Genomic DNA, 24,465 nt, shown 5'->3' with positions numbered 1-24,465 from the left:
GAATTAATCGCGCCGAACTTAGACCGGACGGATGTTCGCAGCTTGCAGACCCTTCGGGCCCGTCTTCACTTCGAATTCAACCTTCTGGTTTTCTTGCAGCGTCTTGAAGCCTTCGACGCGGATTTCCGAGAAGTGCGCGAACAGATCGTCGCCGCCGCCTTCCGGGGTAATGAAGCCGAAGCCCTTTGCGTCATTGAACCACTTGACGGTACCGGTTGCCATGTTACTTATTCCTAAAAAGATAAAACGGGGCCGAGGCCCATGGGGTGCGGAAAATCAAGGAAGGGGGTAATAGGACCAACCGGAGTACCGTTGATGGGCGAACTACGAAAGAACCAATTCACTCGCCGCTTGAAATCCTGCAACGTTGTTTATACGGCTAATCGCTCACGCGGTCAACCGGATTTCCATACACTCAGGGTTATTGCGGAGTTCAGGTTTACAAACCTTGCAAGCGACGCGAATTTTTTGTAGGGGACGAACGATTTTGGCGCCATCTTGGAGGTGCAACCGTTAAACTACGCGCCGCTGGAGGGGTTGCCCTGATCGGGTAATCCCTTCCCCCAAAATGACGCGCGCGGTGCTGTCCGAGCCGATCCCGGACAGCTGGCCGACCACGCTTTTTGAGACACAGGAGAGGATGTGAAGAGTTCTATTCAACGGAACATCGGCCCGTTTGCACTGATGCTGACGGGACTGGGTTCGATTATCGGCTCGGGCTGGCTGTTCGGTGCCTGGAAGGCCGCGAAGATCGCCGGTCCGGCGGCGATCTGCGCATGGATCATCGGCGCGGTCGTGATTCTCGCGATTGCCCTGACGTACGCCGAACTGGGCGCGATGTTCCCCGAGTCCGGCGGCATGGTGCGCTATGCGCGCTACTCGCACGGTTCGCTGGTGGGCTTCATCAGCGCATGGGCGAACTGGATCGCGATCGTCTCGGTGATCCCGATCGAGGCGGAAGCGTCGATCCAGTACATGAGCACGTGGCCGTATCCATGGGCGCACGCGTTGTTCGTGAACGGCGAGTTGACGACACCAGGCCTGCTGCTGTCGGCCGTGCTGGTCGTGATCTATTTCATGCTGAACTACTGGGGCGTCAAGGCCTTCGCGCGGGCGAACACCGCGATCACGATCTTCAAGTTCCTGATCCCCGGCCTCACGATCCTCGGCCTGATGCTCGCGAGCTTCCACTCGGAGAACCTCGGCACCGCATCGAACGCGAGCTTCGCGCCGTACGGCTGGTCGGCCGTGCTGACCGCAGTCTCGACGAGCGGCATCGTGTTCGCGTTCAACGGCTTCCAGAGCCCGGTGAACCTGGCCGGCGAAGCGCGCGATCCGTCGCGCAGCGTGCCGTTCGCGGTGATCACGTCGATCCTGCTGGCACTCGTGATCTATGTGCTGCTGCAGATGGCGTACATCGGCTCGGTGAATCCGGTCGACGTCGCGAAGGGCTGGGAGCACTTCAACTTCTCGTCGCCGTTCGCGGAACTCGCGATCGCGCTGAACCTGAACTGGCTCGCGATCCTGCTGTATGTCGACGCGTTCGTCAGCCCGAGCGGTACCGGCACGACGTACATGGCGACGACCACCCGGATGATCTACGCGATGGAGCGCAACAACACGATGCCGAAGATGTTCGGCAACGTGCATCCGATCTACGGCGTGCCGCGCCAGGCGATGTGGTTCAACCTGCTCGTGTCGTTCGTCTTCCTGTTCTTCTTCCGCGGCTGGAGCTCGCTCGCGGCGGTGATCTCGGTGGCGACGGTGATTTCGTACCTGACCGGCCCGATCAGCCTGATGGCGCTGCGCCGCGCGGCGACCGACATCGAGCGTCCGCTGTCGATTCCGCTGATGAAGCTGATCGCGCCGTTCGCGTTCGTCTGCGCGTCGCTGATCCTGTACTGGGCGAAGTGGCCGCTGACCGGCGAAATCATCCTGCTGATGATCGTCGCGCTGCCGGTGTACTTCTTCTTCCAGGCCAAGTCCGGCTGGAGCGGCTGGGGCGCCGACCTGAAGGCCGCATGGTGGCTGGTCGCGTATCTGCCGACGATGGCCGTGCTGTCGCTGATCGGCAGCAAGGAGTTCGGCGGCCATGGTCTGATGCCGTACGGCTGGGACATGGTGATCGTCGCGGCGATCTCGCTGGTGTTCTACTTCTGGGGCGTGAACACGGGCTACCGGACCCAATATCTCGACGAGCGCGAAGCGCATGACGAGATCCTCGAAGGGGTCGGTGTCTGACGCCTGACCTGCCACCGGAATCGGCGGTGGCGGAAAGCGCATAAAAGCCCGTCCGAGCGATGCTCGGGCGGGCTTTTTGTTTGGGGCGCCGGTTGTGCCGGTTCCGCTGGACTCAGGCGGCCGCGCTCGAGAACACGTAGTTCGTCATCGCGAGCACGCGTTGATACGTGCCGAGCGACTGGATGCCGAGCCGGTAGTCGTCGTCGGCCGCACCCAGCGCGGTGAACACCGGCAGCAGGTGTTCGTCGGTCGGATGCATCAGCACCGCGTGCGGTGCCTGGCGGCGATAGTCGAGCAGCGCGTCGACATCGCGCGCGGCGAGCTTCGCCTCGAACCAGTCGGTGAACTCCGCGACGCGCGGGTCCGCATCCTCCGGCGCCGCGCCGAAATCCGCGGCGCGCAGGTTGTGCGTGATCTGGCCCGAGCCGATCACCATCACGCCTTCGTCGCGCAGCGGCCGCAGCGCCCGGCCGAGTGCGAAGTGATGGGCGGCGTCCGCGCGCGGCTGGATCGACAGTTGTGCGACCGGCACGTCGGCCTCCGGGAACATCAGCAGCATCGGCACCCACGCGCCGTGGTCGAGGCCGTGCTCGGTCGTCGCGGTCGCGATGCCGGCCGCGTTCAGCAGCGCGGCCGCCCGCTCGGCGACCTCAGGCGCGCCCGGGGCCGGATAGCGGATCTCGTACAGCGCACGCGGAAAGCCATGGAAGTCGTGGATCGTTTCCGGATGCGCGGCCACGCTCGCGACCGGCTGCTGCGTGCCCCAGTGTGCGGACAGCATCAGCACCGCACGCGGGCGCGGCAATTCGGCACCGAGGTGCGTGAACGCGCCGGATGGCAGCGTCGGGTCGATCGGCAGCGTCGGCGCGCCGTGGGACAGGTAAAGCGAAGGCAAGCGATTCATGGTGGGGAGCCTGCAAAAGGGTTTGCCTGTGACTATAGGCGCGCACCACGCATTGATAAATCGGCCGGGCGGAATTTAATTGAATCGTTATGGTTGTTAATGCGGCTGCTTCCGCGTGCGTGAGGGGAGGCGGGAGCTTGGAGCGGCTGGATCGAGCCGGAAGCCGGCTGAATCGGCGAAGATGCGTGAGAAACGGCGCAAAAGCGCCAAGTCGAGCAGCTTACTATGCGGGCCGGATGCCGGCCCACGGCGTCGTCATCGGCGCACTGAGCGCGAACAGGTCGAGTACGCGCGTGACCGTCTGGTCGACGAGTTCCTCGATCGTCTTCGGCATCGCGTAGAACGCGGGCAGCGGCGGGAACACGATGCCGCCCATTTCGGTCACGGCGGTCATGTTGCGCAGATGCGCGAGGTTGAACGGCGTTTCACGCACCATCAGCACGAGACGGCGGCGTTCCTTCAGCGTGACGTCGGCCGCGCGCGTGATCAGGTTGTCCGACAGCCCGTGCGCGACGCTTGCAAGCGTCTTCATCGAGCAGGGTGCGATCACCATTCCGTCGGTCGCGAACGAGCCCGACGCGATCGTCGCGCCGACATCGCGCACCGAATGCACGACATCCGCACGGCTTTCGACCTCGGCCTTTGTCAGCTGCAGTTCATGCTGGATATTGAGCCAGCCGGCGTTCGAAACCAGCAGATGCGTTTCGACGCCGCCGGCGGCGCGCAGCAATTCGAGCAGCCGCACGCCGTACACCGCGCCGGTGGCGCCGGTGATCGCGACGATCAGCCGGCGTGGCGGCGCGCTGGGAGATGCCATCGGGAAGGGGGCGTTACGCGGCGGCGAACAGTTGCTGCAGTTCGCCCGACTGGTACATCTCCATCATGATGTCCGAGCCGCCGACGAATTCACCCTTCACGTACAGCTGCGGGATGGTCGGCCAGTTCGAGAATTCCTTGATGCCCTGGCGGATTTCGTCGTCTTCCAGCACGTTGACCGTCTTGAACTGGTCGACGCCGCAGGCTTTCAGCACCTGCACGGCGCGGCCCGAGAAGCCGCACATCGGGAATTGCGCGTTGCCCTTCATGAAGAGCACGACCTGGTTTTCGTCGACGATTTGCTTGATACGTTGTTGGGTGTCCATGACTGACCTTGCGTTTGCGGGGCGTTAGATCGAAATGATAGCGGATTTCAACCGGGCGAGCCGGCCGTCAGCCGGGCCGGCGGCCGCCGGTCGTGCGTTCGATCGCGGCCAGATCGGCGAGCGATTCGACTGCGACGAAGCCGCGCGACACGAGTAGCGCGCGCACGGCTTCGGCCTGGTCGTAGCCATGCTCGATCCAGAGCGTGCCGCCCGGTTTCAGGAAAGCGCCGGCGCCTGCGACGATCGTGCGGATCGCGCTCAGGCCGTCGGCGTCGTCGGTGAGCGCGCCGCGCGGCTCGAAACGCAGGTCGCCCTGCGCGAGGTGCGGATCTTGCTGCGCGATGTACGGCGGGTTGCTGACGATCGTGTCGAACGCGAGCGCCGGATCGAGCGCCGCATACCAGTTGCTCTGCAGCCAGTGCAGCGGGCCGCCGGGGCGGCGCGCGTCGAGCAGCTTGTCCGCGTTGCGCCGGGCGACGTCGAGCGCCGCCGGCGACCGGTCGAGCGCCCATACGCGTGCGTCGGGCCGTTCCGCCGCGATCGACACGGCGATCGCGCCGCTGCCGGTGCCGAGATCGAGCACGGCCGGATGCGGCCGTCCGTCGATCGCGTCGAGCGCGGCTTCGACGAGCAGTTCGGTTTCCGGGCGCGGAATCAGCACGTCGGGCGTCACATCGAACGGCCGGCCGAAGAATTCGCGCATCCCGACGAGCTGCGCGACCGGCTCGCCGGCCACGCGGCGCGCTTCGAGCGCGCGGTAGCGCTCGATCGACGCGGGCTCGAGCGGGGTGTCGCCGCGCGTGATCAGCTGCGTGCGGGTCCAGCCGAGCGCGTGCGCGAGCAGCACGCGCGCATCGACCGCATCGAGCGGCGACGCGCGCAGCAGATCGTCGGCGGTGGTGTCGGGCATCGCGGCCTCAGTCGGTGTCGCCGAGCGACGCGAGCAGTTCGGCCTGGTGCTCTGTGACGAGCGCGCCGATCAGTTCGTCGAGATCGCCGTCCATCAGCGCCTCGAGCCGGTACAGCGTCAGGTTGATCCGGTGGTCGGTCATCCGGCCCTGCGGGAAGTTGTACGTGCGGATCCGTTCCGAGCGGTCGCCCGAGCCGATCAGGCTCTTGCGCGTCGCCGCTTCCTTCGCGTGCTGCTCGTGATACTGCTTGTCCTTGATGCGCGCGGCGAGCACTTTCAGCGCGCGGTCCTTGTTCTTGTGCTGCGAACGGTCGTCCTGGCACTCGACGACGATCCCGGTCGGGATGTGCGTGACGCGCACCGCCGAATCGGTCTTGTTGATGTGCTGGCCGCCCGCGCCCGACGCGCGGAACGTGTCGATCCGCAGGTCGGCCGGATTGATCTCGACCTCGCCGATCTCGTCGGCTTCCGGCATCACCGCGACCGTGCAGGCGGACGTGTGAATGCGCCCCTGCGTTTCGGTGGCCGGCACGCGTTGCACGCGATGGCCGCCCGACTCGAACTTCAGGCGCGAGTACGCGCCCTGGCCGGCGATCCGCACGATCGCTTCCTTGTAGCCGCCGAGATCCGACGCGCTTTCCGACATCATCTCGACCTGCCAGCGCTGGCGCTCCGCGAAGCGCAGGTACATGCGCAGCAGATCGCCCGCGAACAGCGCCGATTCGTCGCCGCCGGCGCCCGCGCGGATTTCGAGGAAGATGTTGCGATCGTCGTTCGGGTCCTTCGGCAGCAGCATCTTCTGCAATTCGGCTTCGAGACGGACCATGCGCTCACGTGCGCTGCGAATCTCGTCTTCGGCGAAGTCGCGCATCGATGCATCGGCGAGCAGTTCCTGTGCGGCCGTCTCGTCGTTGCGCGACTGGCGCCACAGCGCATACTGCTCGACGACCGGGCCGAGTTCCGCGTGTTCGCGCGTGAGCCTGCGGTACTGGTCGAGGTCGGCCGTGACGTTTTCACGGCTCAACAGGTCGTTCAGTTCGGCCAGCCGGGTAGACAGCTGGTCGAGCTTGCGTTGCATGCTCGTCTTCATGGTGTGGAGCGGCGCTCCCGGGCAAAAGGGGTATTCGGAAAGGATAGGCCGGCGCGCGGCCGGCGGCAGGGCAACCGGGCGGCGCTAGTGGCCGGACTGGTCGTTCGAGCGCGGCGCGTGCTGGTAGAAGCCGCGCATCAGGTCGATCAGCGAATCGCGGTCGGCGCCGTTCACGCGGTTGAGCGCGCTCGTCGGGCCGTGGATCAGCTTGTTGGTGAGCGCCTGCGACAGCGCTTCGAGGACGGCGGCCGGATCGTCGCCGCGTGCGAGCAGCTTCTGCGCCTTCTCGACTTCCGCGCGGCGCAGCGCGTCGGCCTGCGTATGCATGTGACGAATCACCGGCACGACGCTGCGCGTGTCGAGCCATTGCATGAAATTCTGTACCCGCGTCTCGATGATCGTCTCGGCCTGCGCGACCGCGGCCTGACGCGATGCGTTGCCTTCGCGCACGATCGCGCCGAGATCGTCGACGGTGTAGAGGAATACGTCCTTCAGCTTGCCGACTTCGGGCTCGATGTCGCGCGGCACCGCGAGGTCGACCATGAAGATCGGCCGGTGGCGGCGCGCCTTCACCGCACGCTCGACCGCGCCGAGGCCGATGATCGGCAGCGTCGACGCGGTGCACGACACGATGATGTCGAACTCGTGCATCCGCGTGGGCAGGTCCGACAGCGGCATCGCGCGGCCGTTGAAGCGTTCGGCGAGCCGCTGGCCGCGTTCGGCCGTGCGGTTCGCGATCACGAGCTCGCGCGGGCTTTGCGCGGCGAAGTGCGTCGCGCAAAGCTCGATCATCTCGCCGGCGCCGATGAACAGCACGCGCTGATCCGACACCGTTTCGAAGATGCGCTGCGCGAGACGCACCGCGGCGGCGGCCATCGACACCGATTGCGCGCCGATCTCGGTCGTGCCGCGCACTTCCTTCGCGACGGCGAACGTGCGTTGGAACAACTGGTTCAGATAGGTACCGAGTGCGCCGGCTTCCGTCGCGGTGCGTACTGCGTCCTTCATCTGGCCCAGAATCTGCGTTTCGCCCAGCACCATCGAATCGAGGCCCGACGCGACGCGGAATGCGTGCCGGACGGCTTCCGACTGCGGCAACGCGTAGACGTGCGGTGCGAGTTCGTCGACCGGAATCCGGTGGTACTCCGACAACCAGCGAATCGCTCCCTCGCGCGCGGCCCGATCGTCGGTCGCGCAATAGAGTTCGGTGCGGTTGCAGGTGGAGAGGATCGCCGCTTCCGGCGCATTGGGCGCGTGCGGGCCGAGGAACACGTTCTTGAACGTGACGAGAGCCGGCTTGATTTGCTCGAGCGGAAACGCCACGCGTTCGCGCAGAGCGACAGGCGCAGTGTGGTGGTTGATTCCGATCGTGAGGAGTTGCATATCGCGGGCTATCGTTTAGCCCCATATTATAGCGTTTCGGCGATTTCCTCACTCGCGGCATACCGGGCATCAGCGTGGCGTGGCCTCGAATTTGGGGGCTCGATCGGCACGCGGTCGAGCTGATAGCCGTAGCCGTAGAGCGGCAGAAGCCGGTAGCCGTGCTCCGGAAGCAGCTGTAGCTTGCTGCGCAGCCGTGACGCATGGGTGTCGAGCGTGCGCGACTTCATGTCGCGCCGGCGGGCCCAGACGGTTTCGAGGATATGGGCGCGCGACACGGGCCGGGACAGATTCGCGAACAGCAGCTGCGCGAAGCGGAACTCCTTCGGCGTGAGTGCGACGACCGCGTCGCCGAAGCGCACGAGGCTGTGGGTCGCGTCGAATGCGTATTCTCCGAACATTTCTCGGGAGCGATTCGGCGGCCGCCGGACGCCGGCGCGCCGACTCAGCGCATTGACCCTTGCAAGCAGCTCGGGCCCGCTCACCGGGCGCACGAGGCAGTCGTCGGCGCCCGCGTGCAGGCACGACACGACCTCGCTTTCGCGCGGCAACTGCATCACGGCGATGGCCGGCAGCCCGGGCAGGATCGCCTGCGCGCGCGGAATGACTTCCTCCGCGGGCTGATCGCCGGCCCAGTTGCCGGTGATCAGCATGTCGCAGGTATCGGTGGCGAGCCACTCGAAGAACGCCGCGCTGGACGGGAACGCGTGGCACACGTGACCGCCGGCGAAGAGCAGGCGGTTCAGGAGCGCAGCATGACGTGCCTCCGGCTCGATCAGGGCGATTCGCATGAGGATTTCTTCAATACGGCTGCCGGTGCGCGCTTGCCATAACGTCGGGTCGGCCCCTACACTCGAATGTTCGCGGCGCCCGGCTGATCTCGGGTTCGATGGATGAATCGATGCTAGCCGCTGGCAACGTTCACGCCTATGGGACGAATCTGAATTTATAGAAGGCGTCGAATGAACTGGTTTGGAATCCTTGTCCTGGGAGCGGCCGTCGGGCTGTTCGGCCGGTGGCTGCATCCGATGCGGCGCACGGGCCGGCCGGCATGGTGGATCGTGGTGCTGGTCGGCATCGCGGGGGCCGCCGCCGCGCGCATGGCCGGCAACCTCTCGGGACTGTTTTACGATGGCGAAACGCTCGAATGGCCGGTCTGCACCGGCGTCGCGTTCCTCGCCGTAGCCGTGACGGTCGCCCTGTCGGCCCGTCGCGAAAGCGCTCAGGTGAAATCATGAATGCCCGTCTCCCCGAAGTCTCGCCGGTGCCGGCCCGCCTCGCGCTGCTGCGCGGCGCGATGGTCCGCGAGGATCTGGCCGCTTATCTCGTGCCGTCCGCCGATCCGCACCTGTCCGAGTACCTGCCCGAGCGCTGGCAGGCGCGCCGCTGGCTGTCCGGTTTCACGGGCTCGGTCGGCACGCTGGTCGTGACCGCGGATTTCGCGGGCTTGTGGGTCGACAGCCGTTACTGGGTGCAGGCCGAGGCCGAACTCGCCGGCACGGGCGTCCAGCTGATGAAGATGACGGGCGGGCAGCAGAGCGCGCCCCACGTCGACTGGCTCGCGCAGAACGTGCCGGCCGGTGCGACGGTCGGCGTCGACGGCGCCGTGCTCGGCGTTACGGCGGCCCGCGCGCTGACGGCCGCGCTGAGCGCGCGCGGCATCGCGCTGCGCACCGATCTCGACCTGCTCGACGCGATCTGGCCGGAGCGCCCGGGGCTGCCGGGCGACGCGGTGTTCGAGCACCTGGCGCCGCAGGCCGACACGACGCGCGCGAGCAAGCTCGCCGAAGTGCGCCGCGCGATGCACGCGCAGGGCGCGCAATGGCATTTCGTGTCGACGCTCGACGATCTCGCGTGGTTGTTCAACCTGCGCGGCGCCGACGTCAACTTCAATCCCGTGTTCGTCGCGCACGCGCTGATCGGCGCCGATCGCGCGACGCTGTTCGTCGCCGACGGCAAGGTGTCGCCGGCGCTGGCCGCGTCGCTCGCGCGGGACGGCGTCGAGGTCCGTGCGTACGACGCCGTGCCCGCGTCGCTCGCGGCGCTGCCCGACGGCGCGTCGCTGCTGATCGATCCGCGCCGCGTGACGTTCGGCACGCTCGAGGCCGTGCCGGCCGGCGTGAAGCTGATCGAGGCGGTGAACCCGTCGACGTTCGCGAAGTCGCGCAAGACGTCCGCCGAGATCGAGCACGTGCGCGTGACGATGGAGCACGACGGCGCCGCGCTTGCCGAATTCTTCGCGTGGTTCGAGCAGGCGGTGAACCGCGAGACCATCACCGAGCTGACGATCGACGAGCAACTCACGGCCGCGCGCGCACGGCGCCCCGGCTACGTGTCGCCGAGCTTCGCCACCATCGCCGGCTTCAACGCGAACGGCGCGATGCCGCACTATCGCGCAACGCCCGCGTCGCACGCGACGATCGCCGGCGACGGGCTGCTGCTCGTCGATTCGGGCGGCCAGTACACGACCGGCACCACCGACATCACGCGCGTCGTGCCGGTCGGCACGCTCAGCGACCTGCAGCGCCGCGATTTCACGATCGTGCTCAGGTCGATGATGGCGCTGTCGCGCGCACGCTTCCCGCGCGGCATCCGCTCGCCGATGCTCGATGCGATCGCGCGCGCGCCGATGTGGGCGGCCGGGCTCGACTACGGCCACGGCACCGGCCACGGCGTCGGCTACTTCCTGAACGTGCACGAGGGCCCGCAGGTCATCTCGCACTACGCGCCCGCCGAGCCGCACACAGCGATGGAAGAAGGGATGATCACGTCGATCGAGCCGGGCGTGTACCGGCCCGGCAAGTGGGGCATCCGGATCGAGAACCTGGTCGTGAACCGCGCGGGCGGGCAGACCGAGTTCGGCGACTTCCTCGCGTTCGAGACGCTCACGTTGTGCCCGATCGACACGCGCTGCGTGCTCGTCGAGATGCTGCATGAAGAAGAGCGCGCGTGGCTGAACGCGTATCACGCGACCGTGCGCGAGCGTGTCGGCCGGCACGTGAGCGGCGACGCGAAGGCGTGGCTCGACGCGCGCGCGCAGCCGATCTGACGCAATACGCGATACCGGCCGCACGACGGCCGGACCATGACCGAGAGGGCAACCGATGGCAGACACCGCAGTGATCGTGATCGACATGCAGCGCGGGCTGGTGCAGCGGGCGAGGCCCGCGTACCGGCTCGACGACGTCGTATCGGGCATCAACCGGCTGACGGCAGCGGCGCGCGCGGCCAACGCGCCCGTGTGCTTCGTGCAGCACGACGGCGATGCGGACGACGACATCGTGCCCGGCACGCCCGGCTGGGAACTGCATGAGGCGCTGATCGTCGGAGGCGCCGACTGGCGCATCCGCAAGCAGGTGAGCGATTCGTTCCACGACACGCCGCTCGCCGCGCAGCTCGACGGCCACGGTGTCCGTTCGGTGCTGATCTGCGGCTATGCGACCGAGTTCTGCGTCGATTCGGCCGCGCGCCGCGCGGCACTGCTCGGCTACCGGACGACCGTCGTCTCCGATCTGCACACGACGAACGAGCGCACGCACCTGTCGGCCGCGCAGATCGTCGCGCATCATCACTTCGTCTGGGAAAACAATACGCTGTCGGGCAACGCGGTGCGGCCGCGTCCGCTCGCGGACGTGCTTGCAACGGAGTTCGCATGACGATCAAGGCCGTGGTGTTCGATTTCGGCGGCGTGCTGATCGACTGGAGCCCCGAATATCTGTACCGGCAACTGATTCCGGACGAAACCGAGCGCCGCTGGTTCCTCACGCACGTGTGCGCGATGGACTGGGTGATCCGCCAGGACGGCGGCCAGACGATCGACGAGGGAACGAGCGAGCTCGTCGCGAAGTTTCCGGAGCACGAGGCGCTGATCCGCGCGTTCTACGCACGCTGGCACGAGATGATCGGTGGTGTGCTCGACGAAGGCGCCGCGCTCGTCGACCGCCTCGACGCGCAGGGGATGCCGCTCTTCGGGTTGACCAACTGGTCCGCGCAGACCTTTCCGTATGCATGGGACAACTTCTCGGTGCTGCGGCGCTTCAAGGACATCGTCGTGTCGGGCCGCGTGAAGCTCGTGAAACCCGATCCGGCGATCTATCGCGAAATGCATGCGCGGATCGATCCGCATCTGCCGGGCATCGCGCCGCACGAGCTCGTGTTCATCGACGATAACGCGAAGAACGCGGCGGCCGCGACGGCGCTCGGCTGGCATGGGATTCATCACACGAGCGCGGCCGCGACCGAGGCGCGCCTGCGTGAACTGGGCGCGCTCGCGTAGGCGGCCGAACGACAGCCGGATAAAAAAAGCGTGCCAGCGGCCCGCTTTTTCGTTTTGCCGATCCGGTGGCGGCCGCTTTCGGCATCCGGCCCACGTTGCCGCAGTGCCGGATGCCCGGGCCGCGCCGTTCAGCGGCTGATCGGCTTGTAGCGCAGGCGCTTCGGCTTCGCGGCTTCCTCGCCGAGGCGTGCACGCTTGTCGGCTTCGTACTCCTGGTAGTTGCCGTCGAAGAACGTGACCTGCGAATCGCCTTCGAACGCGAGGATGTGCGTCGCGATCCGGTCGAGGAACCAGCGATCGTGCGAGATCACCATCACCGAGCCGGCGAACTCGAGCAGCGCGTCTTCCAGCGCGCGCAGCGTTTCGACGTCGAGGTCGTTCGACGGTTCGTCGAGCAGCAGCACGTTGCCGCCGGAGATCAGGGTCTTCGCGAGGTGCAGGCGGCCGCGTTCGCCGCCGGACAGGTTGCCGACGATCTTCTGCTGGTCGCCGCCCTTGAAGTTGAAGCGGCCGATGTACGCACGCGACGGCGTTTCGTACTTGCCGACCGTCAGCACGTCGGCGCCGCCCGAGATTTCCTCGAACACCGTCTTCGAGCCATCGAGCGCGTCGCGGCTCTGGTCGACGTACGCGAGCTTCACGGTCGGGCCCATCACGACTTCACCCGAATCCGGCTGTTCCTTGCCGGTCAGCATCCGGAACAGCGTCGACTTGCCGGCGCCGTTCGGGCCGATGATGCCGACGATCGCGCCGGCGGGGATCTTCAGGTTCAGGTTGTCGATCAGCAGGCGATCGCCGAACGCCTTGCTGACGTTCTTGAACTCGATCACTTCATTGCCGAGGCGGTCGCCGACCGGGATGAAGATTTCCTGCGTTTCGTTGCGCTTCTGGTATTCCTGGCTGTTCAGCTCCTCGAAGCGCGCGATACGCGCCTTCGACTTCGCCTGGCGGCCCTTCGGGTTCTGGCGCACCCACTCCAGTTCCTTCTTGATCGCCTTCTGGCGCGCCGATTCCGATGCTTCTTCCTGCTTCAGGCGCTCTTCCTTCTGGTCGAGCCAGCTGCTGTAGTTGCCCTTCCACGGAATGCCGTGGCCGCGGTCGAGTTCGAGAATCCACTCGGCTGCGTTGTCGAGGAAGTAGCGATCGTGCGTGACGGCGACGACGGTGCCCGGGAAGCGCACCAGGAACTGCTCGAGCCAGTCGACCGATTCGGCGTCGAGGTGGTTGGTCGGCTCGTCGAGCAGCAGCATGTCCGGCTTCTCGAGCAGCAGCTTGCACAGCGCGACGCGGCGCTTTTCGCCGCCCGACAGGTGCTCGATCTTCGCGTCCCACGCGGGCAGGCGCAGCGCGTCGGCGGCCACTTCGAGCTGCTGCTCAGGGCTGCCGCCGTCGCTCGACGCGAGGATCGCTTCGTATTTCGCCTGCTCGGCCGCGAGCGCGTCGAAGTCGGCGTCCGGCTCCGCGTACGCGGCGTAGATTTCCTCGAGCTTCTTGTTCGCCTGGAACAGGTCGCCGAGGCCTTCCTCGACGGCTTCGCGCACCGTCTTCGTCGGGTCGAGCTGCGGTTCCTGCGGCAGGTAGCCGATGTTCAGGTTCGGCATCGGCGTCGCTTCGCCTTCGATGTCCTTGTCGACGCCCGCCATGATGCGGATCAGCGTCGATTTGCCCGAGCCGTTCAGGCCGAGCACGCCGATCTTCGCGCCGGGAAAGAACGACAGCGAGATGTCCTTCAGGATCTGGCGCTTGGGCGGCACGATCTTGCCGACCCGGTTCATCGTGAAAACGTATTGGGCCATTTGGGTGTGAAAGTCAGAATGGGTTGAGACTGCCTCGCGGCGCATGGGCCTGCGTGGCGTCGGGTGATTCGGTACGGAGCGTGCCGCGCGGGGCGTGGCGGTGTCGCCGCGGGTTGGCGGCGCGAGCGCGTATTGTACTTCGCCGCCGGCTGCCGCTGGCACCGCGCCGGCCATTCGGCCGACCCGCGTTCACAGCCACGCGGCGACGCCGCCGTGCCCCGAACAGGTGCCGCGCCGATGGCGGCTGAAGCTGTACGTGCCGTCGCGGCAGCGCGCGCTCGCGCCCTCGGGCACGCGGCCCGATTTCGAATGGGCCGGCGCATGGACGGTGTCGCCGTCGCGATTGCGGTACGTGTCGTGCCGGTCGAGGTCGGCTTCGTTGCTGTAGCCGTGGCCGGGCGACGCGCGATACGCGTGCGCCGCAGGCGGCGCGGCAACGCACGCGGCGAACAGCGCGGCGGACAGGGTCGCGATGCGCATCGCGCGGCGGAGCTGGGCAGGCATGGTCTCTCTCCGGATGTTGTTATCTGCTGTCGATCCCGGGCCGCATGTTAGCCGATCGGCCGAAGATCGGTGCCGCTGCGCCGAGGTGCGGCGACGCTACGCGGCGCCGGTCATCGATGCCGCGCCGTCGGCTTGCGCGGCCTCGAGAATCCAGCGGCGGAACGCGGCGACTTTCGTGCGTTCCGCATGATGCGGCGGATAGACGAGGTAGTACGCGAAGTCGTCGAGCCACGCGATGTCGGCAAGCTGCACGAGCCGGCCGCTCGCGAGCTCGTCGCGCACCATCGCCGCGGGCAGCAGGCCCGCGCCCTGGCCGGCGAGAATCGCCTGCAGCAACAGGCCGGAATCGTCGAACGCGGGGCCGCGCGGCGGACCGAAATCGTCGATTCGCTGCGCGTCGAACCAGATGTGCCAGCCCTTGCGCTCCGCGTCGTGCAGATGCGGCCATCCGGCCAGGTCGGCGGGCGTGGCCGGCATGCCCAGCCGCGCGACGAGGGCCGGTGCGGCAAGCGCGACGATCTCCACCGTCAGCAGCCGTTCGCTGCACAAGCCGATGTAACGGCCGAGACCGTGGCGGATCGCGACGTCGACGCCGTCGCGCGAGAAATCGGCGAGCGCATGGCTCGTGGCGATCTGCAGGTCGATGTCCGGGCACGCGTCGTGGAACTGCGCGAGGCGCGGCACGAGCCACGCGGACGCGAAAAACGGCGTGACGCTCACCGTCAGTACGCCGCTGTCGGCGGCCCCCGACACGCGCTGCGACGCGTCGGCGATCTGCCGGAACGCGTTGCGCACGGGCGGCAGGTAGTCGCGGCCCGCGGCGGTCAGCAGGATGCCGCGGTTCACGCGCTCGAACAGCTGCACGCCGAGGTGGCGCTCGAGCGTGCGGATCATCTGGCTCACCGCGCCGGGCGTGACCGACAGCTCTTGCGCCGCGGATTTCACCGACAGGTGGCGGGCCGCCGCCTCGAACGCACGCAGCGCGTTGAGGGGCGGCAGGCGGGAACGGTTCATTCAGTTTTTCTAAAGCGAAAGGCCGACGAAATATCGTTTGAGGCAATGAGTACGCGCGAGTACCGTTGTCGCATCGGATCGCATTCGCCGCGACTGACTTGCGGCGATCGATGCGATCAACATAGTTCAACTATATCCATCAGGCAATCCGGGCGCCGCGCGGCGTCCGGCGGAACCCGGGAGGAGCATCGTCATGAGCGGCCCGCGCGCATCGCGCGTCTTCTACGGCTGGTATGTGGTGGCGGCCGCGTTCGCCGTCACGTTCGTCGGCTTCGGCAGTGCGTACACGTTCAGCGCGTTCGTCGAATCGCTGCAGCGGGATTTCGCCGCGTCGCGCGGGCAGATATCGCTCGTGTTCTCGCTGGCCGGCTTCCTGTATTTCGGCTTCGGCATCGTCAGCGGCCCGCTTGCCGATCGCTTCGGCTCGCGACGGCTCGCCGTCGCCGGCATGTTGCTGACGGCCGCCGGTCTCGCTGCGGCCGGTGCCGCGCATACGCTGCTGCAGGTCTATGTCGCGTACGGGCTCGGTGTCGGCTTCGGCGTCGGCTGCGCGTATGTGCCGGCCGTCGGGGCCGTGCAACGCTGGTTCGTGCGGCGGCGCGGCTTCGCGTCGGGGCTCGCGGTCGCAGGGATCGGCGTCGGCACGCTGGTGATGCCGCCGCTCGCGTCCGCGCTGATCGCGCACGTCGGCTGGCGAGGCGCGTATGTCACGTTGGCGGCGATCGCGGTGGTGGTGGGCGCGGGCATGTCGCTGCTGATCGAGAACGACCCGCGCGGGCGCGGCTTGCTGCCCGACGGCGATGTGGCGCGTAAGCAAGGGGGCGATGCGCTGCCGGGTGCCGCGTCATCGGTTCCGGCCGGTGCGACCGTGCGCGAGGCCGTCGCATCGCGGCCGTTCGCGAGCCTCTACGCGGCGTGTCTCGTGTGCTCGTTCGGCGTCTTCGTGCCGTTCGTGCACCTCGTGCCGTACGCGCTCGATCATGGCGTCGCGCCGTCGACGGCCGTGCTGCTGCTCGGCGCGATCGGCGTCGGCAGCACGGCAGGACGGTTCTTCCTCGGCGGCCTCGCCGATCGCTTCGGCCGCCGCGCGTCGCTGCTCGCGATGTTCGCGGGCATGGCCGTCGCGCTCGTTGCGTGGGCCGGCGCCGGGAGCGTCGCGACGCTCGCCGCGTTCGCACTCGTGTTCGGCGTGTTCTACGGCGGCTGGGTCGCCGTGCTGCCCGCCGTCGTGATGGACTACTTCGGCGGCCGCAACGTGAGCGCGATCATAGGCGTGCTGTACACGAGCGTTGCGTTCGGCACGCTGATCGGGCCCGCCGCGGCCGGTTTCATCTACGACGCGGGCGGCGGTTATCTCGTGCCGATCCTGGCCAGCGCGGCCGCCAATGCGATTGCGTTCGCGATCGTCGCCACTACCGGACGCGCGCCGCTGACGGCGCGCGCGGCCGGCCGCTAGGCACGCGTCACCGGTCGCGCGGCCTGACACCTCGCAGCTAGGCGTCATCCACGATTTCCGCTACGGTGTGCGGGGCGTCGATCATCGACGGACGGAGGCGCATCGTGACATTCGACGAAGTTCGACGGATCGCGCTGGCATGGCGCGGTGTCGAGGAGGGCACGTCGTACGGCACGCCCGCACTCAAGGTGAAGGGCAAGATGCTCGCGCGCCTGCGCGAGGACGGCGACACGCTCGTCGTGAAGGGCGTCGGCCCCGACGAGCGCGCGTGGCTGATCGAATCGGAGCCCGACGTCTATTACGTGACGGACCACTACGCGGGCTGGCCCATCGTGCTGGTGCGCCTGTCGGCCGCGCATCCCGACGCCGTGAAAAATCTCCTTCTGCGAGAATGGCAGGCGATCGTGCCGGCCAAATGGCGGGACGAAGGGCCAGGCGCGGCGAATTGAGCGTCCGGGGCGGCGCCTGCGCGCGGCGAACGAACCTTTTCGACGGAACGGGGCCGCCGCGATACCGGGGAGCAGCCTCGCCTTCGATTGCCCGATCCCGGCGGGCGCGCCAAGCGGATACCAACCGGACCAACCGTTGCATCGATTCACATCGATGCAACAAGTGGTTCCATCGAAATTCTTCAATTGGTTCTTAGTGAAGAACCGTTTGATGCTTACACTCGTTCGCTTCGAAGGCGGCTGACCGACAGCCGACGGAAAGGGCGCACGCGATGCGCCGGCATCCCCGCGTGCCGCATCGCACCCGCAGCTTCGCAGACTGCGTTGCGCACCGACCGAAACAGGCTCGATCCGGCTTCCTGCCCGCATGCCGCGCAAGCGCGGCGGGCTGCCGGGTTCAACAACGACAACTCCCCGCGCCGCCTTCACGAGACCCCCGGTCGTACCGGAACCGTTTTTTGGAGAGAGACATATGAGTGGAAGCAACACAGGCCTCGGCACGGGCCTGAAGCAGCGTCACGTGACGATGATGTCGATTGCCGGCGTCATCGGCGCGGGCTTGTTCGTCGGCTCCGGCCACGCGATCGCCGAGGCCGGCCCGGCTTCGATCCTCGCGTATGCGATCGCGGGCGTGCTGGTCGTGCTGGTGATGCGCATGCTCGGCGAGATGGCCGTCGCGCATCCGGACAGCGGTTCGTTCTCGACCTATGCCGATCGCGCGATCGGCCACTGGGCAGGCTTCACCATCGGCTGGCTGTACTGGTGGTTCTGGGTGCTCGTGATCCCGATCGAGGCGACGGCCGCCGCGACCATTCTCAACGCGTGGTTCCCCGGCGTCGCGACCTGGATCTTCGCGCTCGGCATCACGCTGCTGCTGACGATCACCAATCTCTTCTCGGTCAAGAACTACGGCGAATTCGAATTCTGGTTCGCGCTGATCAAGGTCGTCGCGATCGTCGTGTTCCTGTGCATCGGCGGTGCGGCGATCGTCGGCATCGTTCCTGCGCCGGCCGTGTCGGGCGTGTCGAACCTGTTTGCGCATGACGGCTTCATGCCGCACGGCGCCGGCGCGGTGCTCGCGGCGATGCTGACGACGATGTTCTCGTTCCTCGGCACCGAGATCGTGACGATCGCGGCCGCCGAATCGGATAACCCGCAACGCCAGATCGTGCGTGCGACGAACTCGGTGATCTGGCGGATCACGCTGTTCTATCTCGGCTCGATCCTCGTCGTCGCGGCCATCGTGCCGTGGAACGATCCGCTGCTGCCGACGCACGGCTCGTATCAGCGTGCGATGGAGCTGATCGGCGTGCCGAACGCGAAGGCGATCATCGACGTGATCGTGCTCGTGTCGGTCGCGAGCTGCCTGAATTCCGCGCTGTACACCGCGTCGCGGATGCTGTTCTCGCTGTCCCGGCGCAAGGACGCGCCCGCGTTCCTGCACCGCACCGATTCGACCGGCACGCCGCGTGCGGCCGTGCTCGCATCGACGGCGTTCGGTTTCCTGACCGTGATCGCCAACTACCTGATGCCGGAACAGGTGTTCGGCTTCCTGCTGGCGACGTCGGGTGCGATCGCGCTGCTCGTGTATCTCGTGATCGCGATCTCGCAGCTGCGGATGCGCAAGACGCTCGAATCGGGCGGCGCCGACCTGCCGCTGCGGATGTGGCTGTTCCCGTGGCTCACGTGGGCGGTGATCCTGTTCATTTGCGGCACGCTGACCGTGATGTTCGTCAGCGAGGAACACCGGATGGAAGTGGGGGCGACGGCCGTGCTGGCGCTGATCGTGCTGTTTGCCGCATGGGTGAACAAGCGGGGGCGTGATGCGCGGGCAGGAGCGGGGCGGCAGGTGTCGGCGACCTGATGAACCGACGAGCCGAAGGCGGGCAGGGTCCTCGCCTTCGGCTCGCGGAGCGGGCACCTTGATGAAAAATGGGCCGATTGGCGTTTGCCAATCGGCCCATTTGCTTTTCGTGCCGGATGCACATCATGCGATGCCGAGCATATCGCACGGCATCGCGATTCGCGTATCAGACGTTGAACAGGAAGTTCATCACATCCCCGTCGTGCACGACATATTCCTTCCCTTCCGCGCGCATCTTGCCGGCTTCCTTCGCACCCTGTTCGCCCTTGTAGGAAACAAAGTCGTCGAACGCGATCGTCTGCGCGCGAATGAAGCCGCGCTCGAAGTCGGTGTGGATCACGCCGGCCGCTTGCGGCGCCGTGTCGCCGATGTGGATCGTCCACGCGCGCACTTCCTTCACGCCCGCGGTGAAGTAGGTCTGCAGGCCGAGCAGCTTGAAGCCCGCGCGAATCACGCGGTCGAGGCCAGGCTCTTCCATGCCCATGTCGGCGAGGAACGCTTCCTTGTCCGCATCGTCGAGATCGGCGATTTCCGCCTCGATCGCCGCACACACCGCGACCACCGGCGAATTCTCGCTTTCCGCGTACTTGCGCACCGCGTCGAGGTGCGGGTTGTTCTCGAAGCCGTCGTCCTTCACGTTCGCGACGTACATCGCCGGCTTGGCGGTGATCAGGCAGAACGGCTTGAGCAGCGCCTGCTCTTCGTCCGACAGATCGAGGCCGCGCACGGCCTTGCCCTGATCGAGGTGCGCGCGCACCTTCTCGAGCACCGCGGCGAGCTTCACCGCTTCCTTGTCGTTGCCCGACTTCGCGGCCTTCGAGTAGCGCGTGAGCGCCTTCTCGACGGTGGCGAGGTCGGCGAGCGCGAGCTCGGTGTTGATCACTTCGATGTCGTCGATCGGGCTGACCTTGCCGGCGACGTGGATGACGTTGTCGTCCTCGAAGCAGCGCACGACGTGCGTGATCGCATCGGTTTCGCGGATGTTCGCGAGGAACTGGTTGCCGAGGCCTTCACCCTTGCTCGCGCCCGCGACGAGGCCGGCGATGTCGACGAATTCGACGACGGCCGGCACGACGCGCTCGGGCTTCACGATTTCCGACAGCGCCTTCAGGCGCGTGTCGGGCACTTCGACGATGCCGACGTTCGGCTCGATCGTGCAGAACGGGTAGTTCTCGGCGGCGATGCCGGCCTTGGTCAGCGCATTGAACAGGGTGGACTTGCCGACGTTGGGCAAGCCGACGATGCCGCATTTGAGGCTCATGGAATCCTTCGGACCGGTGAGGCGGCGCGGCCGGACAAAGCGCGGCGGCGCGGGAAAAATAGGGACGGCCGGCGCCTGCGATGCGGCGGGCCGATGTTCGAAGCCGCTATTGTACCGTGCCGACGCCCCGGTTTCCGGCCTTCCCCCGAACACCCGATGCGACGGGCCGCCGCGCCGCCGGGCCGGCCCGCGATTCTGCTGATTTCCCGCAAAGTCCGGCCGCGTAAGGGATTGGCCCCGCGGCTATAATGCCCGCCATGACTGCCCACCACACCTTCGACGTCGCCGTGGTCGGCGGCGGGCTCGTCGGCAAGACGGCCGCGCTCGCGCTGACCCAGTCCGGCTACAAGACCGCCTTGCTCGCCCAGCCGGCGGCGCCGCGCCCCGCCGATCTCGCGTTCGACACGCGCATCTACGCACTGTCGTCCAGTTCGCAGGCATTGCTGGAGCGGCTGCGGGTCTGGCAGGCGCTCGACCATGGCCGGCTCGCGCCGGTCTACGACATGCGGGTGTACGGCGACGCCCATGCGGAACTGCATTTCTCCGCGTACCAGGCGTCCGTACCGCAGCTTGCGTGGATCGCCGAATCGTCGCTGATCGAGACGTCGCTCGACGCCGCGCTGCGGTTCCAGCCGAACCTCACGTGGTTCGATGCGCGCGCACAAGGTTTCGACGTGCGCGACGACGCGGCCGTGCTCACGCTGTCGTCGGGGCAAGTGCTCGAAGCGGATCTCGTGGTCGGCGCGGACGGCGCGCATTCGTGGGTGCGTTCCCAAATGGGGGCGAGGATCGAGCGGCGCGATTACCGGCAGACGGGCGTCGTCGCGAACTTCAAGGCATCGCTTCCGCACCGCGAGACCGCCACCCAATGGTTCCGCGACGGCGAAATCATCGCGCTGCTGCCGCTGCCGGATGGTCACGTGTCGCTCGTGTGGTCCGCGCACACCGCGCACGCGGACGAACTGCTCGCGCTCGATCCCGCGCAACTCGCGGCCGAAGTCGAGCGCGTATCGCACGGGCAGCTCGGCACGCTCGAATGCGTGACGCCGGCCGCCGGTTTCCCGCTCGCGCTGCAGACCGTCGACAAGCTGATCGCCCCGCGCGTCGCGCTCGTCGGCGATGCCGCACACCTGATCCACCCGCTCGCGGGGCAGGGGATGAATCTCGGCTTGCGCGACGTCGCGGCGCTCGCCGATGCGATCGCGAACAAGGAATCCTTCCGCAACCTCGGCGATACGGTGCTGCTGCGCCGCTACGAGCGTTCGCGCCGCGAGGACATCCGCGCGCTGATGGTCGCGACCGACGGGCTGCAGCGGCTGTTCGCGGTGCCCGGCTCGTTCGCGAAGGCGGTGCGCAACGCGGGCATGGCGTTCGTCGGCGCGCAGCCGCTCGTGAAGCGCTGGCTCGTGTCGGCCGCGCTCGGCTGATCGAACCTTCGCGCGCCCGGCCTGTCGGACAGGGCTCCGTTACGGCGTACACTGTGACGTGCACTCCGATTGAGCTGAAGGAACAACAGGATGAAAAAAACGATCCGCATCGCGTCGCTGGCGCTGGCCGTCACGATGGCGACGCTTGGCTGCACCGCGCAGGCCGACCAGACCACCGACAAGTTGAAAGCCACGCTGCAAGCGCGTCTGGGCAGCGACGCGCCGATCAAGAGCGTGTCGAAATCGCCGGTCGCGGGCCTGTACGAAGTCAACCTCGGCACGCAGATCATCTATAGCGATGCAGCCGGCGACTACGTGCTGCTCGGCGACCTCGTCGATACCAAGACGCACAAGAACCTGACCGACGCGCGCCTGTCCGACCTGAACAAGATCGACTTCGCGAGCCTGCCGCTCGCGAACGCGATCAAGGTCGTCAAGGGCAACGGCGCACGCAAGATCGCGGTGTTCTCCGACCCGAACTGCCCGTACTGCAAGCGGCTCGAGACGACGCTTCAGTCGGTCGACAACGTGACCGTCTACACGTTCCTGTACCCGGTGCTGTCGCCCGATTCGACCACGAAGTCGAAGGCGATCTGGTGCGCGACCGACCGCGCGAAAAGCTGGGAGGGCTGGATGCTCGAGCATCGCGCACCGTCCGGCGCCGGCAACTGCGATACGAGCGCGCTCGACAAGAACCTCGCGCTCGGCCGCGGGATGAACGTGACGGGCACGCCGACGATCTTCCTGCCCGACGGCCGTCGCCTGCCGGGCGCGGTGTCGGCCGATCAGCTGAACCAGGCGCTCGCGTCGAGCAAGTAACCGACCGGCACGCCGGGCCGCATGGCCCGGCCAGCGAGGGGCGCCCGTGGTATCTGCCGGCGCCTCTCTTCGTTTCCGCCGCCATATTCCGTCCGATTTCCGACCGATTGCCACGATGACCCAGCCGATCCGTTATTCGATTGCCCCGAAAGATCTTGCCGCGCACCTGTTCGAAGTGTCGGTGACGGTCACCGATCCCGATCCCGAAGGTCAGCGCTTCTCGCTGCCGGTATGGATTCCCGGCAGCTACCTCGTGCGCGAGTTCGCGCGCAACATCGTGACGCTCGCCGCGTTCAACGACGCGGGCCGCAAGGTGCGGATCGCAAAAACCGACAAGAACACGTGGCAGGCGGCGCCAGTGAACGGCACGCTGACGCTGCGCTACGACGTGTACGCGTGGGATCTGTCGGTCCGCTCCGCGTATCTCGACGAATCGGGCGGCTTCTTCAACGCCACGGCCGTGTTCCTGAGCGTCGCCGGCCGCGAGGATGCACCGTGCGAAGTCGACATCGCGAAACCGGCGGGCGCGGCGTTCCGCACGTGGCGCGTCGGCACGTCGTTGCCCGAGGCGCGCGGTACCAGGCGCTACGGGTTCGGCGCATATCGAGCCGCGAACTATGACGAACTCACCGATCACCCGGTGACGATCGGCGAATTCGCACTCGCGACGTTCGACGCGCACGGCGTGCCGCACGACATCGTGATCGCCGGGCGCGTGACGCAGCTCGACATGGAGCGGCTGCGCGCCGACCTGAAGCGCGTGTGCGAAGCGCAGATCGCGCTGTTCGAGCCGAAATCGAAGAAGGCGCCGACGGACCGCTACGTGTTCATGACGCTCGCGGTCAGCGACGGCTACGGCGGCCTCGAGCACCGTGCGTCGACCGCGCTGATCTGCAACCGCACCGACCTGCCGGTGAAGGGCCGGCCGGAAACGACGGAAGGCTATCGCACGTATCTCGGCCTGTGCAGCCACGAGTATTTCCACACGTGGAACGTGAAGCGCATCAAGCCGGCCGCGTTCGTGCCGTACGACCTCGCGCGGGAGAACTACACATCGCTGCTGTGGCTGTTCGAGGGCTTCACGTCGTATTACGACGACCTGATGCTCGTGCGCAGCGGGTTGATGTCGCAGGACGACTATTTCGCGGCGCTCGGCCGTACCGTCGGCGGCGTGCTGCGCGGCACGGGGCGCCTGAAGCAAAGCGTCGCGGACAGCTCGTTCGACGCGTGGATCAAGTATTACCGCCAGGACGAGAACGCGACCAACGCGATCGTCAGCTATTACACGAAGGGTTCGCTCGTCGCGCTCGCCTTCGATCTCGCGATCCGCGCGCAGACGCGCGACCGCAAGTCGCTGGACGACGTGATGCGTCTGCTGTGGCAGCGCTACGGCCGTGAGTTCTATCGTGGCAAGCAGGCGGGCGTCGAGGAAAACGAGGTCGAGGCGCTGATCGAGGAAGCGACGGGCGTGGCCCTCGGCCGACTGTTCGCCGACGCCGTGCACGGCACGCGCGATCTGCCGCTCGCCGAACTGCTCGCGCCGTTCGGCGTGACGCTCGCGCCCGAAGTCGCGGCTGGCGCGGCCGCGAAACCGACGATCGGCGCGCGTCTGCGCGGCGGTGCGGACTGCACGCTGGCGGCGGTGTACGAGGGCGGCGGCGCGCATCGCGCGGGGCTGTCGGCCGGCGACACGCTGATCGCGCTCGACGGGCTGCGCGTCACCGGCACGAATCTCGACGCGCTGCTCGCGCGCTACCGGCCGGGCGACAAGGTCGAAGTGCACGCATTCCGCCGCGACGAGCTGCGGACCGCGAAGCTGAAGCTGGACGGGCCTGAGATCATGCGCTACCGGCTTACAGCGGACGCGAAACCGGCCGCCGCACGCAAGTCCCGGGAAGCGTGGCTGAAGGCCTGATCCTGCACGAGCGGCTT

23 protein-coding genes are annotated in these 24,465 nt (G+C 67.1%); 11 read left to right on the top strand and 12 right to left on the bottom strand.

The genetic code is table 11. The annotated features are described in order from the left end of the window. Positions 1-18 precede the first annotated feature (18 nt). On the bottom strand, positions 19-222 hold the full coding sequence (locus ABIC50_RS30415; RefSeq protein WP_006477070.1) for a cold-shock protein: 204 nt from the start codon (positions 220-222) through the stop codon (positions 19-21). A gap of 420 nt (positions 223-642) precedes the next feature. Between ABIC50_RS30415 and ABIC50_RS30410 the strand changes: the two genes are divergently transcribed. Continuing rightward, positions 643-2,241: an APC family permease gene (locus ABIC50_RS30410; protein ID WP_011655847.1), complete on the top strand. Its 1,599-nt coding sequence runs from the start codon at positions 643-645 to the stop codon at positions 2,239-2,241. Positions 2,242-2,353: 112 nt separating this feature from the next. On the opposite strand, the gene ABIC50_RS30405 is transcribed toward ABIC50_RS30410, so the two are convergent. The 7 genes from ABIC50_RS30405 to ABIC50_RS30375 all read right to left on the bottom strand — a co-directional run bounded on the left by ABIC50_RS30405 (position 2,354) and on the right by ABIC50_RS30375 (position 8,458). Then, on the bottom strand, positions 2,354-3,145 hold the full coding sequence (locus ABIC50_RS30405; protein ID WP_175676560.1) for a DODA-type extradiol aromatic ring-opening family dioxygenase: 792 nt from the start codon (positions 3,143-3,145) through the stop codon (positions 2,354-2,356). A gap of 223 nt (positions 3,146-3,368) precedes the next feature. Next, the gene (locus ABIC50_RS30400; RefSeq protein ID WP_354168550.1) at positions 3,369-3,962 is read right to left on the bottom strand and encodes a UbiX family flavin prenyltransferase; all 594 of its coding nucleotides are present in this window, start codon (positions 3,960-3,962) and stop codon (positions 3,369-3,371) included. A 13-nt stretch (positions 3,963-3,975) separates the two neighbouring features. Further along, positions 3,976-4,287 (bottom strand): Grx4 family monothiol glutaredoxin, encoded by a 312-nt coding sequence (gene grxD / locus ABIC50_RS30395; RefSeq protein WP_006753626.1) that lies wholly within the window; start codon positions 4,285-4,287, stop codon positions 3,976-3,978. A 67-nt stretch (positions 4,288-4,354) separates the two neighbouring features. After that, positions 4,355-5,197, bottom strand: coding sequence for a peptide chain release factor N(5)-glutamine methyltransferase (gene prmC, locus ABIC50_RS30390; RefSeq protein ID WP_354168549.1), 843 nt, complete (start codon positions 5,195-5,197; stop codon positions 4,355-4,357). Positions 5,198-5,204: 7 nt separating this feature from the next. Further along, complete coding sequence (prfA, locus tag ABIC50_RS30385; RefSeq protein ID WP_354168547.1) at positions 5,205-6,287, bottom strand: peptide chain release factor 1; 1,083 nt, start codon at positions 6,285-6,287, stop codon at positions 5,205-5,207. A gap of 84 nt (positions 6,288-6,371) precedes the next feature. Next, positions 6,372-7,670 carry a glutamyl-tRNA reductase gene (gene hemA / locus ABIC50_RS30380; RefSeq protein ID WP_012362992.1) on the bottom strand — a complete coding sequence of 433 codons (1,299 nt, stop codon included), beginning with the start codon at positions 7,668-7,670 and terminating at the stop codon, positions 6,372-6,374. 26 nt (positions 7,671-7,696) lie between these two features. Next, entirely contained in the window at positions 7,697-8,458 is a 762-nt protein-coding gene (locus ABIC50_RS30375) for a response regulator transcription factor (RefSeq protein WP_011655852.1), read from the bottom strand. Between the two features lie 171 nt (positions 8,459-8,629). On the opposite strand from ABIC50_RS30375, the gene ABIC50_RS30370 reads away from it, so the two are divergent. From ABIC50_RS30370 to ABIC50_RS30355, 4 genes are read left to right on the top strand one after another with little or no spacing between them, the layout of a single operon-like run. After that, the gene (locus tag ABIC50_RS30370; protein WP_006755625.1) at positions 8,630-8,905 is read left to right on the top strand and encodes a hypothetical protein; all 276 of its coding nucleotides are present in this window, start codon (positions 8,630-8,632) and stop codon (positions 8,903-8,905) included. Then, positions 8,902-10,716, top strand: coding sequence for an aminopeptidase P family protein (locus tag ABIC50_RS30365; RefSeq protein ID WP_354168546.1), 1,815 nt, complete (start codon positions 8,902-8,904; stop codon positions 10,714-10,716). Before ABIC50_RS30370 ends, ABIC50_RS30365 begins: the two co-directional genes overlap by 4 nt. A gap of 55 nt (positions 10,717-10,771) precedes the next feature. Continuing rightward, entirely contained in the window at positions 10,772-11,323 is a 552-nt protein-coding gene (locus ABIC50_RS30360; RefSeq protein WP_229061501.1) for a cysteine hydrolase family protein, read from the top strand. Continuing rightward, the gene (locus tag ABIC50_RS30355) at positions 11,320-11,943 is read left to right on the top strand and encodes an HAD family hydrolase (RefSeq protein ID WP_354168545.1); all 624 of its coding nucleotides are present in this window, start codon (positions 11,320-11,322) and stop codon (positions 11,941-11,943) included. The genes ABIC50_RS30360 and ABIC50_RS30355 overlap by 4 nt, the downstream gene beginning before the upstream one ends. Before the next feature lie 128 nt (positions 11,944-12,071). Here ABIC50_RS30355 and ettA read toward each other — a convergent pair whose 3' ends face one another. The 3 genes from ettA to gcvA all read right to left on the bottom strand — a co-directional run bounded on the left by ettA (position 12,072) and on the right by gcvA (position 15,257). Continuing rightward, positions 12,072-13,739, bottom strand: a complete 1,668-nt coding sequence (gene ettA, locus ABIC50_RS30350) for an energy-dependent translational throttle protein EttA (RefSeq protein ID WP_006752677.1) — start codon at positions 13,737-13,739, stop codon at positions 12,072-12,074. Positions 13,740-13,928: 189 nt separating this feature from the next. After that, positions 13,929-14,243 carry a DUF3761 domain-containing protein gene (locus ABIC50_RS30345; protein WP_165750809.1) on the bottom strand — a complete coding sequence of 105 codons (315 nt, stop codon included), beginning with the start codon at positions 14,241-14,243 and terminating at the stop codon, positions 13,929-13,931. A 96-nt stretch (positions 14,244-14,339) separates the two neighbouring features. Further along, positions 14,340-15,257, bottom strand: a complete 918-nt coding sequence (gene gcvA, locus ABIC50_RS30340; protein ID WP_354168544.1) for a transcriptional regulator GcvA — start codon at positions 15,255-15,257, stop codon at positions 14,340-14,342. A gap of 193 nt (positions 15,258-15,450) precedes the next feature. Between gcvA and ABIC50_RS30335 the strand changes: the two genes are divergently transcribed. The 3 genes from ABIC50_RS30335 (at position 15,451) to gabP (ending at position 19,026) form a co-directional block, all read left to right on the top strand. Beyond that, positions 15,451-16,713, top strand: coding sequence for an MFS transporter (locus ABIC50_RS30335; protein WP_354168543.1), 1,263 nt, complete (start codon positions 15,451-15,453; stop codon positions 16,711-16,713). Between the two features lie 104 nt (positions 16,714-16,817). After that, positions 16,818-17,162 (top strand): MmcQ/YjbR family DNA-binding protein, encoded by a 345-nt coding sequence (locus tag ABIC50_RS30330; protein WP_126227087.1) that lies wholly within the window; start codon positions 16,818-16,820, stop codon positions 17,160-17,162. 472 nt (positions 17,163-17,634) lie between these two features. Next, the gene (gene gabP, locus ABIC50_RS30325; protein ID WP_354168542.1) at positions 17,635-19,026 is read left to right on the top strand and encodes a GABA permease; all 1,392 of its coding nucleotides are present in this window, start codon (positions 17,635-17,637) and stop codon (positions 19,024-19,026) included. Positions 19,027-19,192: 166 nt separating this feature from the next. On the opposite strand, the gene ychF is transcribed toward gabP, so the two are convergent. Then, the gene (ychF, locus tag ABIC50_RS30320) at positions 19,193-20,287 is read right to left on the bottom strand and encodes a redox-regulated ATPase YchF (RefSeq protein ID WP_011655864.1); all 1,095 of its coding nucleotides are present in this window, start codon (positions 20,285-20,287) and stop codon (positions 19,193-19,195) included. Between the two features lie 248 nt (positions 20,288-20,535). On the opposite strand from ychF, the gene ABIC50_RS30315 reads away from it, so the two are divergent. From ABIC50_RS30315 to ABIC50_RS30305, 3 genes are all read left to right on the top strand, one after another. Continuing rightward, positions 20,536-21,714: a UbiH/UbiF family hydroxylase gene (locus tag ABIC50_RS30315; protein WP_011655865.1), complete on the top strand. Its 1,179-nt coding sequence runs from the start codon at positions 20,536-20,538 to the stop codon at positions 21,712-21,714. 90 nt (positions 21,715-21,804) lie between these two features. Beyond that, positions 21,805-22,533, top strand: coding sequence for a DsbC family protein (locus ABIC50_RS30310; protein ID WP_012363004.1), 729 nt, complete (start codon positions 21,805-21,807; stop codon positions 22,531-22,533). 115 nt (positions 22,534-22,648) lie between these two features. Beyond that, positions 22,649-24,448, top strand: coding sequence for a M61 family metallopeptidase (locus ABIC50_RS30305; protein WP_354168540.1), 1,800 nt, complete (start codon positions 22,649-22,651; stop codon positions 24,446-24,448). The last annotated feature ends 17 nt before the right edge of the window (positions 24,449-24,465 follow it).

This window comes from Burkholderia sp. 567 (assembly GCF_040545115.1).
In the GTDB taxonomy this organism is placed as follows: domain Bacteria; phylum Pseudomonadota; class Gammaproteobacteria; order Burkholderiales; family Burkholderiaceae; genus Burkholderia; species Burkholderia ambifaria.
Note: the sequence above shows the minus strand (reverse complement) of the source record. Positions and strands in the feature narration are given on the sequence as shown.

What these genes read in the sequence shown, in the direction of transcription:
- ABIC50_RS30415 (WP_006477070.1), bottom strand. Translation starts at nt 222, where the DNA reads ATGGCAACCGGTACCGTCAAGTGGTTCAATGACGCAAAGGGCTTCGGC.
- ABIC50_RS30405 (WP_175676560.1), bottom strand. Translation starts at nt 3,145, where the DNA reads ATGAATCGCTTGCCTTCGCTTTACCTGTCCCACGGCGCGCCGACGCTG.
- ABIC50_RS30400 (WP_354168550.1), bottom strand. Translation starts at nt 3,962, where the DNA reads ATGGCATCTCCCAGCGCGCCGCCACGCCGGCTGATCGTCGCGATCACC.
- grxD (WP_006753626.1), bottom strand. Translation starts at nt 4,287, where the DNA reads ATGGACACCCAACAACGTATCAAGCAAATCGTCGACGAAAACCAGGTC.
- prmC (WP_354168549.1), bottom strand. Translation starts at nt 5,197, where the DNA reads ATGCCCGACACCACCGCCGACGATCTGCTGCGCGCGTCGCCGCTCGAT.
- prfA (WP_354168547.1), bottom strand. Translation starts at nt 6,287, where the DNA reads ATGAAGACGAGCATGCAACGCAAGCTCGACCAGCTGTCTACCCGGCTG.
- hemA (WP_012362992.1), bottom strand. Translation starts at nt 7,670, where the DNA reads ATGCAACTCCTCACGATCGGAATCAACCACCACACTGCGCCTGTCGCT.
- ABIC50_RS30375 (WP_011655852.1), bottom strand. Translation starts at nt 8,458, where the DNA reads ATGCGAATCGCCCTGATCGAGCCGGAGGCACGTCATGCTGCGCTCCTG.
- ABIC50_RS30370 (WP_006755625.1), top strand. Translation starts at nt 8,630, where the DNA reads ATGAACTGGTTTGGAATCCTTGTCCTGGGAGCGGCCGTCGGGCTGTTC.
- ABIC50_RS30365 (WP_354168546.1), top strand. Translation starts at nt 8,902, where the DNA reads ATGAATGCCCGTCTCCCCGAAGTCTCGCCGGTGCCGGCCCGCCTCGCG.
- ABIC50_RS30360 (WP_229061501.1), top strand. Translation starts at nt 10,772, where the DNA reads ATGGCAGACACCGCAGTGATCGTGATCGACATGCAGCGCGGGCTGGTG.
- ABIC50_RS30355 (WP_354168545.1), top strand. Translation starts at nt 11,320, where the DNA reads ATGACGATCAAGGCCGTGGTGTTCGATTTCGGCGGCGTGCTGATCGAC.
- ettA (WP_006752677.1), bottom strand. Translation starts at nt 13,739, where the DNA reads ATGGCCCAATACGTTTTCACGATGAACCGGGTCGGCAAGATCGTGCCG.
- ABIC50_RS30345 (WP_165750809.1), bottom strand. Translation starts at nt 14,243, where the DNA reads ATGCCTGCCCAGCTCCGCCGCGCGATGCGCATCGCGACCCTGTCCGCC.
- gcvA (WP_354168544.1), bottom strand. Translation starts at nt 15,257, where the DNA reads ATGAACCGTTCCCGCCTGCCGCCCCTCAACGCGCTGCGTGCGTTCGAG.
- ABIC50_RS30335 (WP_354168543.1), top strand. Translation starts at nt 15,451, where the DNA reads ATGAGCGGCCCGCGCGCATCGCGCGTCTTCTACGGCTGGTATGTGGTG.
- gabP (WP_354168542.1), top strand. Translation starts at nt 17,635, where the DNA reads ATGAGTGGAAGCAACACAGGCCTCGGCACGGGCCTGAAGCAGCGTCAC.
- ychF (WP_011655864.1), bottom strand. Translation starts at nt 20,287, where the DNA reads ATGAGCCTCAAATGCGGCATCGTCGGCTTGCCCAACGTCGGCAAGTCC.
- ABIC50_RS30315 (WP_011655865.1), top strand. Translation starts at nt 20,536, where the DNA reads ATGCCCGCCATGACTGCCCACCACACCTTCGACGTCGCCGTGGTCGGC.
- ABIC50_RS30310 (WP_012363004.1), top strand. Translation starts at nt 21,805, where the DNA reads ATGAAAAAAACGATCCGCATCGCGTCGCTGGCGCTGGCCGTCACGATG.
- ABIC50_RS30305 (WP_354168540.1), top strand. Translation starts at nt 22,649, where the DNA reads ATGACCCAGCCGATCCGTTATTCGATTGCCCCGAAAGATCTTGCCGCG.